The organism is Planctomyces sp. SH-PL14, from assembly GCF_001610835.1.
Classification (GTDB): domain Bacteria; phylum Planctomycetota; class Planctomycetia; order Planctomycetales; family Planctomycetaceae; genus Planctomyces_A.
The window spans coordinates 2,321,968-2,337,346 of the sequence record NZ_CP011270.1 but is presented as its reverse complement, the minus strand read 5'-3'; the positions used below and the strand labels follow the sequence as shown (position 1 = coordinate 2,337,346).

Sequence of the window (15,379 nt, the reverse complement as noted above, 5' to 3'; positions counted from 1 at the left end):
CGGGACGGATCATCCCCCCGCCGGACCACGCGCCGGTATAGAATGGCACAGGTTCGTCTTTCCGAAATCGCGGGATTGTTCTATACGCATGACCGGTCGGATTCGGCGAGCCTCTCCGTCGAATTCCAGATGCCAGGCGGCTCAAGACGGTCCGATCCGTCGACCCGCACGAGCGACGGGGACAGCCGGCGCGCGGCAGGAAGGAAACCGAGATGACCCGGTCAATCGAACGCGACATGGGACGCTTCAATGAGATCGTCCGCGGAAAGATCCGCAAGGACCTCAAGAAGTACGTCAACCATGGCGAGATGATCGGCCGCAAAGGACGGGAGATGGTCAGCATCCCCGTCCCGAATATCGACATCCCCCACTTCCGCCACGGCCAGAAAGGCTCCGGCGGAACCGGCCAGGGATCAGGTGAGGTCGGCCAGCCGGTCGGCAAAGGGCAGGACGAAGCGGACGGCAAGGGACAGGCGGGCTCGGACCCCGGCCAGCACGTCCGGGAGGTCGAACTGACCCTCGAAGAGCTGGCCGACATGCTCTCCGACGAACTCGAACTCCCGCGGATCGTCCCCAAGGGGACGCAGTCGCTCAAAACGAAGAAGGACAAGTACAACACGATCTCCCGCGTCGGCCCGGATTCGCTGCGGCACTTCAAGCGGACCTACAAGGAAGCACTCAAACGGCAGATCGCCAGCGGCGGCTACGTCCCGGACGACCCGGTCGTCGTTCCCGGCAAGGAAGACGAGCGGTTCCGGAGCTGGAAGACGGTCCAGGAGCCGCAGGCCAACGCCGTGATCCTCTACATCATGGACGTCTCGGGCTCGATGACCGACGACCAGAAGGCGATCGTCCGGACCGAGGCCTTCTGGCTCCACACCTGGCTGCGGAGCCAGTACGACGGCGTCACCACGCGGTACATCGTCCACGACGCCGTGGCGCACGAAGTCGACGAGGACACGTTCTTCCGGGTCAAGGAGTCGGGCGGGACGCGAATCTCGTCCGCCTACAAGAAGCTCCTCGACGTGATCGCCCGGGATTTCCCGGTGAGCGACTGGAACATCTACTGCTTCCAGTTCTCCGACGGGGACAACTGGGGGGAGGACAACCGCGAGTGCTCGCGGCTCCTCATTGAGCAGATCCTGCCGATCAGCAACCTGTTCTGCTACGGACAGGTTGAGAGCCCGTACGGTTCCGGCGACTATATCCGGGAACTGCGGCGGATCGTGGACCAGCACGAAAACCTGATCCTGAGCGAGATTCCTTCCAAGGAAGCGATCTTCGACTCGATCAAGACGTTTCTCGGCCGCGGCAAATGACGAATGGATTCGCACACATGCTCTCACTCCCGCGCGGCCTCGTCCTGCTCATCGGAGGGCTCTGCCTGGGCTGCGCCGCGGCGCAGACCTTCACGACCCCCGAGACCGTCCTCACCAAGCCCGAAGTCCGGACGACTCCGGACGACGTCTACCTGGTGAACCTGGAGACCTCCAAGGGGCGGGTCGTCCTTGAGATCCATCCGGAATGGGCCCCGATCGGGGCGGACCGTTTCCGGGAGCTCGTCGACGCCGAGTTCTTCGACGACTGCCGGTTCTTCCGGGCGGTGCCGGGCTTCGTGGTCCAATGCGGGATGAGCGGCGACCCGCTGGTCAATTCCAAGTGGAAGGAAAAGAAGCTCCCGGACGACCCCGTGCTGCAGACAAACAAGCGGGGCTACGTCACGTTCGCCACGTCCGGGACGGACTCCCGGACGACGCAGTTCTTCATCAATCTCAAGCACAACGCGGCGCTCGACAAGATGGGCTTTGCGCCGATCGGCCGGGTGATCGAAGGGATGGAGCTCGTCGATCAGATCGAGACGAAGTACGCGGAGGAGCCGGACCAGCAGCTGATCTCCACGCGTGGGAACGCCTATCTGCGGTCGAACTTCCCGGATCTCGACTACATCCAGACGGCGCGGACGAAGGCGGGCGGCGGGGCTTCGGGAACCGTGACCGCCTCCGGCGAGCGGACGGAGAGCCGGTCGGCCAAACGCTGAAGAGTGTTGCTTTCCCGCATCGTCGAAGCCGGGTCGGCGCGACTGAGAACGCGGGTGTGGCCCGCTGCCGCCCGGCAAGGCAATCCGAGGGCAGGAACTCGTCCCAAGGCTCGCTTATTCGCGTGCTAACAATTCACGCTTTGCCAAGCTGGCATTCACGTTGCCTTCAGAAGACTGTGGCAAACTCCCAGCTGGAGTGGGATTGGGACCGCCCACGGCAAGTTTAAGGGAAAATTTTCTGCGGGATTCGATTCCGGCTGATCGATTTCCGCGGAACGTCCGTATTGGACTCGTGGTCTAATGCGCGGCGACTCCGGGTTCAGGTCGTCCAGCCTCTGGACGAAAACCGTGTTCAGGTATACACTCCTGATCCTGCCCAGGGCCTCCTGCCTGAAGAATTTGTCACCCACCTAGCTAGCGCTCGCCCGAATTTCGCGCCTTCCTTCCTGTTTTCGCGGGCCCCTTATCATGACGACGTTTCTCTCTCGGCTTTTGTGCACCGCCGCGTTTCTAGCCGGCTGGGTTCCTGCTTCGATGGTGTTCGCCCAGATCGAGATCGGGGTGGCCCAGGAATCGAAGGTGACCCTTCCGTCGCAGGCGGACACGAACCTCAAGCTCAAGAACGGTGCCTATCGGTCGGGACGTTTCATTTACGCCTCGCGCCACTATGTCGTGATCGAGCCGAAGACCAATATCCGGCCGGACATCAAGAAGGCCTACGGCGGGCAGCCGGTCGAATGGACCAAGATCGACACGCTGCGGATCCAGTCCCTGGCCGTTGAGATCCGTCCGGAAGGGACGACGGGGGACGACATCTTCCGCGCCCTCTGTTCGATTCCGGGTGCGGACGTGTCGTTGATCGAGGCGACCGAGGTCTACCGCGACGCGGAAGCCGACTATGTGAAGAAGAATCCCAAGAAGGAAGAACCGGTCGCGGCCACACCGGTGCCGCAGCCGGGGACGGCCCCCGCCATCGGCAAGCCGGCTGATGCCGGAACGCCGGTTCCCGGGCGTCCGGATGGAATCCCCGCCGGAGCGATTGTCTCCGTGGACGCTGCTCCCACGCCGATTCCGACGGCGACGCCAGCCGCGACGACCTCCGGCCCCACGGAATCGAGCGCTGCCGGCAGTCCTTCGACGGCCGTGGCCCAGGCGCCGGCTCCCGCCGGTCCGCGGGTGCTGACGATTCCCCAGGCGGATGTGGCGGCCCCCGCTCAGTCGGAGGGGTTCAGCTTCTCGAGCATGTCGACGGGCCAGCAGATTGGCGTCTTCGTCGGAGTCATCGCCGCGCTGATTCTGGTCATCAAAATCCTGTAGTCGCCTCCCCCGTCGGCGGTGGCATCCGACACGAAAACCGAGCCGGCCGCGATCCTCTCGCGGCCGGCTTTTTCTTTTTGTCCGGCTGACGTCTTCGTTCCGGGTTTCCGTTCGCGCGGGAGCGGGTGCCGCGGTCCCGCCGTCGCGATACACTGGGGCGGCCCAACGCGAGACGACGACGCGAAGGCAGCCCCGACGCGACCTCCGGCTGTTCCCGACGATTCCCCCCACTCTTTGCCGCCCCCTGCTCTGCTGTGCTTCCCTTTGACGATGAGACTGTCGTTCCTCACGCCGCCTGGATGCGGAAGGCGCTCGACCAGGCGATGCAGGCATTCGAGCAGGACGAGGTCCCGGTTGGGGCGGTGATCGTCTACGAAGGGCGGGTGATCGGCGAAGGCTACAACCAGCGGGAGACGCTTCAGGATCCGACCGCGCACGCCGAAATGCTCGCCATGACGCAGGCGGCTCAGGAGCTGGGCTCGTGGCGGCTCCTCGACTGCACGCTGTATGTGACGCTGGAACCGTGCCCGATGTGCGCGGGGGCGATCGTCCAGTCCCGGCTGCCGCGTCTCATCTATGGCACGACTGATCCCAAGGCGGGGGCGTGTCATTCGCTTTACTCGATCACGGATGATCCGCGGCTGAATCACCGCGTGCAGGTCGTCGGCGGGGTGTTGCAGCCGGAGTGCCAGTCGATCCTCCGCGAGTTCTTTGCCCGGCAGAGGGCGCTCGGCAAGAAGTGATGTCGCCGGCGCGACTCCCAGAGCTCAAACCCAACGTGCCACGGCAGCTTGGGGTCAAGGGGGCCACGCCCCCTTGCCGCCGGAGGCACTTCCATGAGGAACCGTGGTAAACAACGGATGTCCCCTTTGTGGTACCGGCGTTGAGGACTCACCGCTCGCCCTGGAATCCCAGTGGGTTGGTGAGGGGGCATACGACACGGTGTCCGCGTTTGGACACGAACTCCTTCAGACATCTCTCGACGGCCAGGCCTCCGGCGGGCAAAGGGGCGTTGCCCCTCTGCACTCCCCACCAGGGTGCCCCTGGACCCGGTTGGCGATTGAAGTTGGATGCCCACTTATCCGGCACCCCTTCCTTCATTCTCCCAAATACGCCCCCGCTGGATGGACTCGCCCCCCTCAAACCCATCACGCCACGGCCACCCCGGTCCAGCCGGACGCTGGTTCCCGTAGCGTCCCCTGCATGAAGTTGCGATGATCTGAACAGCGCACGATCCGACTCAGACAATCGCCGTACAGGCTGATGCGGACCGAATCCGCAGATGCGAAAGGGAGTCGACAGTGAACGCGAGTCCGAAACACCGAGCGGGACCGCTGGTCCGTTTCGCCGCGCTCTGCGCGTTGTCCGCCGCCTTCCCCGCGCCGACCGCGCGGGCGGAAGCCCCGATCGAACAGCTGATCGAGCAACTGGAGACGCCCGACTTCGAGCTGCGGGCCGAAGCGGAAACGGCCCTCTACGGCCGCGGTGTCGCATCCGTCGACCGGCTGACGGAAGCGGCTCTCTCACGATCGCCGGAACTGGAAGCCCGCATCGTCCGCGTCCTGCGGCGGATGTACCTGTCGGACAACATCGAGCTCAGCGACCGGGCCGCCGCGGCCCTGGAAGACCTGGCAGGCCCCCGCAGACTCGATTCGGCTCGGGCCGCGCTGCGGAGCTTGGAGCCGGAACGACAGGCCAAGGCGATTGTCGCAATCCGCAATCTCGGCGGCATGGTCCGCCTCGCCAGCCGCGACGACGACGTGGTCAACCCCGTCATTGAAGAGATCCGCCTCGACGAGAACTGGAAGGGAAAGACCGACGGGCTGCGGCACGTCGGCCGCATCTCCCAGCCCGAGCGGTTCATGGTCACCGTGATCGACGGCTGTGGCGTCGGCCAGGAGGACATCCAGAAGCTGCGGATCGACCTGCCGCAACTCCAGCCGCAGTTCCGCGGCGCGGCAACCCTCGGCATCGGTCCAGACTCCTTCGCGGTCCGGGGCTGCGTTGTGGGACGGGTGCTTCCGGGTAACGCGGCCGACAAGGCCGGTATCCAGTCCGGCGACCGGATCCTGAAGATCGGTGAGACGGACGTGGAGAACTTCGAAGGGCTCGTCAACCACCTCCGGACGCGAAAGGTCGGCGACGAGGTCGAGATCCTCGTGGAGCGCGACAACGAAGAGATCATGCTCACCGCGACTCTCCAGACGTGGAAGAGCATCGACAAGGCTGTCGACGACCAGGACGATCCTCCCCCTCGCGGCGTCCCGGGTTTCATCGTCCCCCCCAGGCGGCCGGTTGTCCGTCCCATCCCTGGCCCCGGACCGATCCCGACTCCGAAGCCCGGCCTGGACGATCCCGCGCCAGTGATCCCGATTCCCGACACGGACGGTCCCCCGCCTCGCAAGTGACTGCGATCTCAGCCCGGACGTTTTCGGTTCACTGACAGAATCTCCCCAGAACCGGTTCTCGCGCAGCGGCTCGGCGGCGGGAACGACAGGGGGCCGGCTCCGTCCTGCGGACCGCGAGATCGGCCTCCCATGACCTCTCTTTCCACAGAGTCCAGCCTCCATGCGCGTCGGGATCATCGCCCTTCTCCACGAGTCGAACACCTTCGTCACTCCCCCGACGACGATCCGAAACTTTGAGGAGAACCTCCTCGTCCGCGGCGAGGCGGTCCGGACCGCAATGGAGGGGACGCATCACGAGATCGGGGGATTCTTCGAGGGGCTCGCCGCCGCCGGTGCCGAGGCGGTCCCGATCTTTGCCGCGCGGGCGATTCCCTCTGGGACGATCACGGCGGAGACGTATCAGACGCTGTGGCACCGGTTGCGGGAGGCGCTCGAGGCCGCGCCGGCGTTTGACGGTCTGCTGATCGCGCCACACGGGGCGACGGTGAGCGAGCCGTTTCCTGATGCCGACGGCCAGTGGATGAGGAGCGTTCGGCAGATGGTCGGGCACGCCTGCCCGATCATCGGGACGCTTGATGCCCATGCCAACCTCTCGCCGCAGATGGTCGAGGCGACCGACGCCCTGATCGCCTATCGGACGAATCCGCACCTCGATCAGCGGGAGCGGGGGTGTGAGGCGGCGGACCTGATGGTCCGGACGCTGCGTGGTGAGATCTCGCCCGTGCAGGCGGCGGCGTTTCCGCCGCTGGTCATCAACATCGAGCGGCAGCTCACCGCGGAGCCGCATCTCGTTCCCGTGTACCGGCACGCGGCGGAGATCCGCGAACGGCCCGGTGTTCTCTCCACGAGTCTCCTACTCGGGTTTCCGTATGCCGACGTCCCCGAGATGGGAGCGGCCTGCGTTGTCGTCGCGGATGGAGACCGGGATCTGGCCCGCCGCGCGGCAGACGAGTTGGGGCAGGATCTGTGGGACCGGCGGACGGACTTCGTCGGCCAGTTCATCAGCGTGCCCGAAGCGATCTCCCGGGCGAAGGAGCTGAGCGAGCCGGTCTGTCTCCTCGACATGGGGGACAATGTGGGGGGCGGGTCGCCTGCCGACGGGACATTCCTGGCGGAGGCACTGCTCTCGTCCGGGATGAAGTCGCTGGCGTGTCTCTATGACCCGGAGGTGGTTGAGCAGTGTCGGAATGAGGCGGTCGGTTCACTCGTGGACGTGGCGATCGGCGCGAAGACCGACCGGCTGCATGGCGTCCCTTTGCGGGGGACCTTTGCGGTGCGGGGGCATTCCGACGGGCGGTACCGCGAAGCGCAGGCCCGGCATGGGGGGATCCGGGAGTATGACCAGGGGGCGACCGTGGTGCTGCAGCATGCCGGGGGGCTGACGTTGATCGTCAACTCGCGGCGGACGCCGCCGTTCAGCCTCGGGCAGATTCGCAGCTGCGGGCTGGAGCCGCGGGAGTTCCACGCGCTGGCGGCGAAAGGGGTCAACGCACCGGTGGCTGCGTATCAGGAGGTCTGTCCGCACTTCATCCGTGTCAACACGCCCGGTTGCACGACGGCCGATGTCCATCAGCTGACCTTTCAGCACCGGCGACGGCCGTTGTATCCGTTTGAGGGTAGGGACTAGCTGCCCAGGGCGGATTCGATTGGTTATGCGTCGCTCTGCTGGTCATCGAGGAACGTCCAGGTGGCGAAGGTGGCGGCTTGGCCGGCGGGGTGGCCTTCGGCGTTGATGACGTTCCAGACGGTGGCGGGGTCGATGCGGAAGCGGCGGCCGGTGGAGGCGATGCGGATGCCGCGGTAGTCGTCGATGTAGCCGGTCCGGGCGGTCTGTTCGAGCATGCGGGCGCGTTCGTCGCGGTGCATCGGTTCGGCGGTGAGGCGGGAGGGGGTGCGGGTGAAGTCCGGGAGGGGCATTTCCCAGAGGGCGAGGGCGGTGGCGTTTCCGTAGTTGAGGACGGGGTCGGCTTCGGTGCCGTGGGAGACGATGACGAAGGGGGCGTGGTAGAGGCGGTGGGATTCTTCGGCGGGGTCGCCTGAGCGGGGGATGAGGGGGTGGCCGAGCCACTTCTCGTAGGAGTTGAGGATCTCTTGTGTGCGTGTGATCCAGGCGGGCTTGGTCCAGGGGGTGGGGGAATCGGTCACAGGTGCGCCTTTCGCGACGTGGTCATACTGGCTCGGCACTGTAGCGTGCGAAAGCGTCCATGAACCGGGTCCAGGGGCACCCTGGTGGGGAGTGCAGAGGGGCAACGCCCCTTTGCCCGCCGGAGGCCGTCTCGTCGAGAGATATCTGAAGGAGATCGTGTCCAAACGCGGACAACGTGCCGGATGCCCCCTCACCAACCCGCGGGGATTCCAGAGCGAGCGGTGAGTCCTCAACGCCGGAACCACCAAGCGGACGCCCCCAGCGGCCAGAGAGTGCAGGGGCATGCGTCGTGCACATCAGCGCGGCCCCTTATCATGAATTCGACCTCTCAATCCCAGAGACGAGGGACCGCATGAACCTTTCGCTCTATCGCGACGCCGGACTCCCCGCCCTGCCCAAACGCCCCCCCGACGGCCACAAGGGGACCTTTGGGCGCGTCCTCCTCATTGGCGGGAGCCGCGGCATGAGCGGCGCTCCGGCCCTCGCCGGTCTCGGGGCTCTCCGCGGCGGCGCCGGACTCGTCTACGTTGCGACGCCTGCCTCGATCGTCCCGATTGTCGCCGGCCTCGAGCCTTCTTACCTCACGCTCCCAATGGCCGAAGACGACAGCGGCAAGCTGACGCAGGCGGGCGTCGAGGAGATCCTCGGCCATCTCCCGGACATGAACGCCATCGGCATCGGCCCCGGACTCGGCCGCTCCGAAGCGCTCAAGACACTCGTCAAAGCGGTCTACCGGACCGCCCCGGTACCGGTCGTGTGCGATGCCGACGCCCTCAATCTCCTGTCCGAGATGCGGGACGTCCTCTTCGACCCGCCCGCCCCGCGGATCCTCACTCCTCATCCCGGCGAGTTCTCGCGTCTCACCGGCAAGTCGATGGAGGAGATCCAGAAGAGCCGCGAGCCGCTGGCGGCGGAGTTCGCGCGGCAGCACCAGCTCATCCTCGTCCTTAAGGGACAGCACACCGTCATCACCGACGGAGCCCGGGTGGTTCAGAACGCCACGGGGAACAGCGGCATGGCGACCGGCGGGACGGGTGATGTGCTGACGGGCCTGACGACGGCGCTCCTCGGGCAGGGGCTTCCGGCTTATGAAGCGGCGCGGGTGGCCGTCTATCTCCACGGGCTCGCGGGAGACCTGGCGGCGGCGGAGCTGAGCGAGCCGGGTCTGATTGCGTCTGACCTGCCGCGGTACCTGGGGCGGGCGTGGCTGAAGATGCAGGCGGATGCGGGGAGGTGAGGAGTCAGGAGCTGGAGAAAGGGTTGCCTGTCTCGTTCCTTCGGCTCGAACAACGTTCTTGCCGGCGCGACTTTGTTAGCTCAAACCCATCGTGCCACGGCAGCCGGGGTCAAGGGGGTCACCCAACGCCGTTAACCCTGGTTCGTGTTCAAAAAGAAAGTCTTGATGCGACATGGCGTTGTGGAGACGCTTCGGTTCTCACACTGAAACCCACCCACTTCGCCCTCCCGAAAGGATTCGGGGATGCCGCATCAAGACCTGTCTCCGGATGTTGCGCTCAATTCTCGGCATCTCGAGAAAGCTCTGCAATGGCTTCTGGCTGGGACGGACTGGAAGACCATCCTCTTCCGGCACGACTGCACGTGGACGCCACCACTGTTGGTTCGAGCCGCCCTTCTGTGGGCCTGGTCCGATGAGCAGACACTGCAGGAACGGTTTGTCACGACCCACAGGCTGATGGCGCATCTGTTCCCCCATCACGGCCCTCTGGCCGGGTCGTCCCAGGCCTTCATGAAGCTCCTCCGACGCTGGACCGTTCCCCTGGTCTATCTTCTCACGACGGCTCTCCGAAAGCGGATTCGCCAGACGCTCCCCCGGCAGTGGGAATCCTGCGGTCTGGTGGTCTACGGGGTCGATGGCAGCCGAGTGGAGCTCCCTCGCACCCAGTCCCACGAGACGGCCTATGCCCCGTCGTTCAAGAGATCGATCCGGAAGAGGCGCCACCGCCGCCAACGGACGAGAACAGCCGCCGGGGCCAAGGCGGCCCGCGTTCCCCAGATGTGGCTGACGACCTTGTTCCATGTCGGGACGGGGCTTCCGTGGGACTGGCGGATCGGCCCCGCCGACAGCAGTGAGCGGGAACACGCCCTTCAGATGCTCCAGGACCTGCCCGAGGGAAGCTTGATGACGGCGGACGCCGGCTTCGTGGGCTATGACTTCGCCCGGAAAGTCCTGGGAAGCGGCCGGCATCTGCTGGTTCGGGTGGGAGCGAACGTCAAGCTTCTGCGGAAGCTGGGGTTCGTGCGGGAATCGCAAGGAACCGTCTACGTCTGGCCTGACGAGGCCGCCAAACGGCTCGATCCGCCTCTGGTGTTCCGGCTGATCGTGGCCCAGGGACCGAGATCTCCGATCTCTCTGCTCACGAGCGTCCGGGACCCGAAGATCTTGAGCGACCGGGCGGTCCTGGACCTGTACCGCAAACGCTGGGGAGTGGAACTGTTCTATCGAACCCTGAAGCAGACGTTCGGTCGACGAAAACTCCGCAGCCTGTCCTCCCTGAATGCCGCGGTCGAGCTCGAATGGTCGCTGGTCGGCCTGTGGGGCATGGGACTGTCGGTTGCAGTGGAACTGGCGAAGGCCCAGGTTCCGCTGTCTCGAATCAGCATGGCGGGAGTCTTGCGGTCGTTCCGTCGACTGATACGGGACTACCGGCATCCCGTTGTTCGAGGTCAGACGCTGTGCGCGATGCTGCGTGAATCCGTCACCGACCCGTATGAGCGGAAGAACAAGGCCAGCCGGGACTACACACGGAGGAAGAAGGAGCGGCCGGCGGGATCGCCAAAGATCACCAACGCCACGTCCCAGCAGATCGACCAGGCCAGGAGACTCAAGCTCCTCAACCGGGGTTAACGGCGTTGGGGGTCACCCCTTGCCGCCGGAGGCACTTCCCTGCGGAACCGTGGGACACGACGGACGTCCGCTTTGTGGAACAAGCTATGAGGACTCCCTCAATCGACACCGCTCGCATTGCAATCGCCGCGGGTTGGTGAGGGGGGCATCCGGCACGTCGTCCGCGTTTGGACACTCACTACTTCAGACATCTCCCGACGGCCAGGCCTCCGGCGGGCAAGGGGGCGTTGCCCCCCTTGCATCCCCCCACCAGGGTGCCCCTGGACCCGGTAAAAAGACGACGTTGCGTTGCCGTGTCTCTGCCTCAACCACACGCAGCCGCTGGAAGCACAGCGACGTCCGAAAAAGCGACTCGTCAGTTCAGCCTACGCCCGACCGGCCATCGCCTTCTGATGAACGATCGGAGCCGCAACCAGCGGCAGCTTGATCGTAAACGTCGTCCCCTTGCCCAGGACGCTCTCAACCCGCACCCGCCCACGATGGCTCTCCACCACCTGCCGGCAAAGCGCCAGACCCAGCCCCGTCCCCCCCTGACCGTTCTCGTCCGGCTTCTTCGTCGTGAAGTACGGATCAAAAATCCGCGGCAACGCGTCGGCCGGAATGCCGCTGCCCGTGTCACGCACCGAGATCTCGGCAAAACCTTCGTCCACATTCTTCCGGACGCCGACCGTGAGATTCCCTCCTCCGCCGACGCCCCCCTGGGACATCGCCTGCCGGGCATTGACGATCAGATTCAGGACCACCTGCTGGATCTGCCCCGCGTTCATCTCCGCGTAGACATCGTCCTCCAGACGGGTCTCCAGCCGAACCCGGTGCATCTGCAGGTCTTTCTCAGCCAGAACGAGAACATCTTCCACAATCCGGGCGACGCTCAGCGGCTCCCGGTGGTCTCCCTTCGCCCGGGCGAAAGCGAGCATCCCCGTCGTCATCCGCGTCGCCCGCTGGCCGGCCGCCAGGATCTTCTCGAACGCCTTGTCGCGGTCTGCGGGCAACTTGTGCCGCAACCCCATCTTGGCGTAGTTGATGACGGTCGTGAGGATGTTGTTGAACTCGTGCGTCATCGACGAGCTGAGGGCCCCGATCGACACCATCTTCTGCGCCTGAAGCAACTGCTGGCGCAACTGCCGGACCTCGGCCTCAAGGACCTCGATGTCGACGCGACTTTCCGTGACGCCCTGATTCATCCGTCTCTCACATCCGATACGGCTTGGCCATTTTCTCCTGTGCCGCATCACAACTCTGGCACACAAACTCCCCTTCGGAAGGAGAGAACTGCGGCAATCAGGCATTTCCGTCGCCCCGGCGCAATCGCATCGGCCGCGAGGCGGCCGTCCGCGCCGGCGGGAAGAAACCCGAAAGTCCGCGTTCTCCCGGACCGGCAAAACGAATCGGTTCCCGGGATCGGTCCGGTCAGGCAGACCAGGGGATCCGGGAAGCCCCTCTTGCCTGCAGGGGAGGCCAGTCCGGGACGTCGCCGGAAAGTTGTTCGGACGACAAACGCCGTGTGGGCAGAGTGCGTGGAGTCGAGGGACTGGGGGAACGGAATCGGCGGCCGTGAAGGCATTTCGCCGAATCCCTGCCGCACCCTCCAGGCACCGGACGCACGAAGTCCGGCAGGAATAACAATTGCAACTCTGCCGCAGATGGATGTCAGTTCCGGAACGCCACCATCGGGGCTCGCCTGTGAGAGACTTTTCTTTGACGCCGCCAAACGTCGGTTGGAGCCTGCGCCGGGCCGCATCGCGGACCGTGTCCGGGTCGCCGCTGCGCGGCGCGTTCCGCAGACGCCTGCTGACTCTGAGCCTCGCCGCGCTCTTCGGAGCGGCCTCGGCGATCCCCGCCCCGGTTCGCGCCAACGAGCCTGAACTGCCGCCGATCCTGATCCCTCCCGCGAGCGACGACTCCGCGACCCCGCTGTTCATTCCGGACGCGGGTCCAACGCAGATGAAGACCCGCAAGGTCACGCCGCTCGACGTCACCCCCGTCCCCTCCACGATCCCCTCGGCCCCGTCGACGACGATCCCCCCGACCGCGGTCCCCAACTCCACCTTCCGCCCTTCGACAATCCCGCTGGAGCCGCTTCCGACCGGCCCCCTCTCACCGACGCCGGAGCGTTCGACGATCCCCGGAGGCGGATTCGGCCCTCTTCCGACCGGGCCTCTCCCGACCGGGCCGTTCAACGGCCCCAGCCTGATGGCCGCGCCGGGACACGGACTGCATATCGTGATCGGCGAAGACTTCGCCAACGGGTTTGTCTCGACGCAGCGGACCGACCAGGGGCCGGTCTCCGACTGCATCCTGGGAGCCCGCGTCAACGGGTGCCAGACGACCGACACCCGGACGCGGATCAACTTCCAGCCGTGCGAGCGAATGACTCTGGGACAGCTCGAACTCCTGGGGAACACCCGCAACCAGACGCGGGCCACGACGCCGCAGGCCGCCATCGACACGACCGGGGACGCCCAGTTCCTCATGACGAAGGCCCTGGAGTTCAACGGACGGCAGGTCGCCACCCGCTCCCCCGCCGCGTTCCTGGTCACCTCGCAGCAGATCCGCGGCGCCCAGACGCAGCTCTCCGGAGTTCCGCTCCTCGGGCCGCTGGCGAGCGCCTATGCCACCTCGGTCGCCAACCAGCAGCGGCCGGAGTCGGAACGGATCGCCGCTTACAAGATCACGGAACAGGTCGTCCCGCAGTTCAACACCGCGGTCGACGAACAGCTCACCCGCCTCAACACCCAGCTCGGGACGCTCTTCGCCCGACTCGCGAGCCAGCGGCTGGAGCCCGCATCGCTCATCACGCGGTCGACCGAACAGGGAATGATCGTCAGCGCCCAGGTCACAAATGAGGAAGCTGGAACTCCCTCGACCGCGCTCAGCGAACAGGGGCTGTCGATCGTGCTGCACGAGAACCTGATCCGCGGGGCGCTCCGCCGCCTGCCGCTGGAAGGGATGCAGATCCCGGACACGCAGCTCAAGGCGCTCGGGGACCAGCTCACGACGCTCCTCGGCGGCACCCCGCCGGCGGCCGACCCGGCCGTTCCTCTCGGCGTTGCGACATTCGTCCTCGGATCGCGGGAACCCGTGGCGGTCCGGTATCAGAATGGCCTCGTGGAAATCTCCGTCGTGATGTCGGTGCAGGCGGCGGGGGCGGCGCGGCTCGGAGAGCGGGCGATCACGCTGCGGATCCGGATCGACGTGGAACCGGAAAGCCTGCGGATCACTCCCGAGCCGGTCGACATCCGCACGCTGGAGCCGGGTGAAGCGGCGGTGGACGAGGTGGCGAATACCATCATCCGCAAGAGCATCGAATCGCAGTTTCAGCCGTTCAGCGTGCCGCGGCGATTCACGATCCCGCTCGAAGAGGGGCGCGTCCTGCCGGTCGCCCTGGCCGAGGCAAATCCGCGGGACGGGTGGCTGGTGATCCGCCTGATGACCGAGACCCCGCCGGCAGCGATGCCGTCGGGACTTGCGATCCCAGGCAACGGGATTCCGGGGACCGGGCTTCCCGGAACGGGATTTCCAGCGGGCATGCCGTCGGGCACTTTGCAGAGTACACCGGGTGGAACGTTCGATGCGGGCCCCACCCCCACGCCAGCTCCCAACCTGGGGCCGGGATCCATGACGGGAGTCCCTTCGACGGCCGCGGGGAGGATGTCTCAGCCCTTCGCCACTCCGGCGCCGGGGATGATCGCTCCGCGGCCGCGTTTTGACGGCAACGCCACTCTCATCGAACGAGTCCGCGTTCGCCCGATGCGGAAGATTGAGCAGCGGTGGTGATCCGCTCGCGGGGTGAACGGATCACCCGCCGATGTCCCACTCTGAGAAGGCCGGTCAGACAAGATCCGCCGGCCGAAATCCTTCAGGCAGAGACCGCCCCGTCCAGGATCAGCTTTGACCACTCGATCTTGGGAGCATCGCCCCACAGGTGTTCGAGGTCATAGCGGTCGCGGTCTTCCGGCGTGAAGACATGGAGGACGATGTCTCCGTAGTCCTGCACGATCCAGCTTCCGGGCTCCAGTCCTTCGACCGCCTGTCGCGGAGAGCCTTGCCCCTTCAGGACGCGGTTGACCTCTTCGGCCATGGCGCGGGTCTGGCGGGTATTGCTGCCGGTGGAGATGACGAAGAAGTCAAAGAGAGGCGTGACAGCGCGGAGATCGAGAACCACGGTCTCCTTGCCACGCATGGCATCGCAGGCTTGAGCCGCGCGTACGGCATTGTCGGCGCCGGACGCGTTCACGGGACGGGGAATGCCAGGGTTGGCACTTTCGGAGGTCACTTTCGCGATGATGGGTAGGTTCCTCGCTTTAAGGTCGTCAGGACGCCACGAAGTGTGTCGGTCGCGACGGCCGGGACACTCGCAGTGAGCAGACGGTTCTGCTCACGCCAATCATACGCTTCGACGCCACATGACGAGGGTCAAAGCCAGATTGGACCGACGCGGATGTCCGAAATCGTTCCGTCGCGCCTGAGTCAGCTTCGCGGAGGGTCCGACAACCGCGCTGGCACGGATACTCTAGCGGTTTGAGACAGGAATCAAGACGAGCTGGTTCGCGGGAGGTGAATTTGCCGTTTACTTTTGCCGGGGCAGGGCTATGCGGGTCAGG

General features: G+C 65.6%; 12 protein-coding genes. 9 read left to right on the top strand and 3 right to left on the bottom strand.

Features of this window, described 5'->3' with window-relative positions; all coding sequences use genetic code 11:
* Window positions 1-212 precede the first annotated feature (212 nt).
* From VT03_RS09125 to VT03_RS09100, 6 genes are all read left to right on the top strand, one after another.
* Complete coding sequence (locus VT03_RS09125; protein ID WP_075092695.1) at window positions 213-1,319, top strand: DUF444 family protein; 1,107 nt, start codon at window positions 213-215, stop codon at window positions 1,317-1,319.
* Between the two features lie 17 nt (window positions 1,320-1,336).
* On the top strand, window positions 1,337-2,038 hold the full coding sequence (locus tag VT03_RS09120; protein ID WP_075092694.1) for a peptidylprolyl isomerase: 702 nt from the start codon (window positions 1,337-1,339) through the stop codon (window positions 2,036-2,038).
* 468 nt (window positions 2,039-2,506) lie between these two features.
* Window positions 2,507-3,355, top strand: a complete 849-nt coding sequence (locus tag VT03_RS09115; RefSeq protein ID WP_197489267.1) for a hypothetical protein — start codon at window positions 2,507-2,509, stop codon at window positions 3,353-3,355.
* Between the two features lie 254 nt (window positions 3,356-3,609).
* On the top strand, window positions 3,610-4,098 hold the full coding sequence (tadA, locus tag VT03_RS09110; RefSeq protein ID WP_075092692.1) for a tRNA adenosine(34) deaminase TadA: 489 nt from the start codon (window positions 3,610-3,612) through the stop codon (window positions 4,096-4,098).
* 558 nt (window positions 4,099-4,656) lie between these two features.
* Window positions 4,657-5,763, top strand: a complete 1,107-nt coding sequence (locus VT03_RS09105; RefSeq protein ID WP_075092691.1) for a PDZ domain-containing protein — start codon at window positions 4,657-4,659, stop codon at window positions 5,761-5,763.
* A gap of 160 nt (window positions 5,764-5,923) precedes the next feature.
* On the top strand, window positions 5,924-7,390 hold the full coding sequence (locus tag VT03_RS09100) for a M81 family metallopeptidase (RefSeq protein WP_075092690.1): 1,467 nt from the start codon (window positions 5,924-5,926) through the stop codon (window positions 7,388-7,390).
* Between the two features lie 23 nt (window positions 7,391-7,413).
* Here the strand turns inward: VT03_RS09100 and VT03_RS34580 are convergent, their stop codons facing one another.
* The gene (locus tag VT03_RS34580; protein ID WP_075092689.1) at window positions 7,414-7,908 is read right to left on the bottom strand and encodes an MEKHLA domain-containing protein; all 495 of its coding nucleotides are present in this window, start codon (window positions 7,906-7,908) and stop codon (window positions 7,414-7,416) included.
* Window positions 7,909-8,261: 353 nt separating this feature from the next.
* On the opposite strand from VT03_RS34580, the gene VT03_RS09090 reads away from it, so the two are divergent.
* Together VT03_RS09090 and VT03_RS09085 are read left to right on the top strand one after the other, a co-directional pair.
* Entirely contained in the window at window positions 8,262-9,146 is an 885-nt protein-coding gene (locus VT03_RS09090; protein ID WP_075092688.1) for an NAD(P)H-hydrate dehydratase, read from the top strand.
* Between the two features lie 243 nt (window positions 9,147-9,389).
* Window positions 9,390-10,775, top strand: coding sequence for a transposase (locus VT03_RS09085; RefSeq protein ID WP_075091179.1), 1,386 nt, complete (start codon window positions 9,390-9,392; stop codon window positions 10,773-10,775).
* A gap of 365 nt (window positions 10,776-11,140) precedes the next feature.
* On the opposite strand, the gene VT03_RS09080 is transcribed toward VT03_RS09085, so the two are convergent.
* Window positions 11,141-11,959, bottom strand: coding sequence for a sensor histidine kinase (locus tag VT03_RS09080; RefSeq protein WP_075092687.1), 819 nt, complete (start codon window positions 11,957-11,959; stop codon window positions 11,141-11,143).
* A gap of 565 nt (window positions 11,960-12,524) precedes the next feature.
* Here VT03_RS09080 and VT03_RS09075 point away from each other — a divergent pair.
* Window positions 12,525-14,552 (top strand): hypothetical protein, encoded by a 2,028-nt coding sequence (locus VT03_RS09075; RefSeq protein ID WP_075092686.1) that lies wholly within the window; start codon window positions 12,525-12,527, stop codon window positions 14,550-14,552.
* Window positions 14,553-14,634: 82 nt separating this feature from the next.
* Here the strand turns inward: VT03_RS09075 and rsfS are convergent, their stop codons facing one another.
* Complete coding sequence (rsfS, locus tag VT03_RS09070; RefSeq protein WP_255378578.1) at window positions 14,635-15,012, bottom strand: ribosome silencing factor; 378 nt, start codon at window positions 15,010-15,012, stop codon at window positions 14,635-14,637.
* Window positions 15,013-15,379 lie beyond the last annotated feature (367 nt).

What these genes read in the sequence shown, in the direction of transcription:
- VT03_RS09125 (WP_075092695.1), top strand. Translation starts at nt 213, where the DNA reads ATGACCCGGTCAATCGAACGCGACATGGGACGCTTCAATGAGATCGTC.
- VT03_RS09120 (WP_075092694.1), top strand. Translation starts at nt 1,337, where the DNA reads ATGCTCTCACTCCCGCGCGGCCTCGTCCTGCTCATCGGAGGGCTCTGC.
- VT03_RS09115 (WP_197489267.1), top strand. Translation starts at nt 2,507, where the DNA reads ATGACGACGTTTCTCTCTCGGCTTTTGTGCACCGCCGCGTTTCTAGCC.
- VT03_RS09100 (WP_075092690.1), top strand. Translation starts at nt 5,924, where the DNA reads ATGCGCGTCGGGATCATCGCCCTTCTCCACGAGTCGAACACCTTCGTC.
- VT03_RS09090 (WP_075092688.1), top strand. Translation starts at nt 8,262, where the DNA reads ATGAACCTTTCGCTCTATCGCGACGCCGGACTCCCCGCCCTGCCCAAA.
- VT03_RS09085 (WP_075091179.1), top strand. Translation starts at nt 9,390, where the DNA reads ATGCCGCATCAAGACCTGTCTCCGGATGTTGCGCTCAATTCTCGGCAT.
- VT03_RS09080 (WP_075092687.1), bottom strand. Translation starts at nt 11,959, where the DNA reads ATGAATCAGGGCGTCACGGAAAGTCGCGTCGACATCGAGGTCCTTGAG.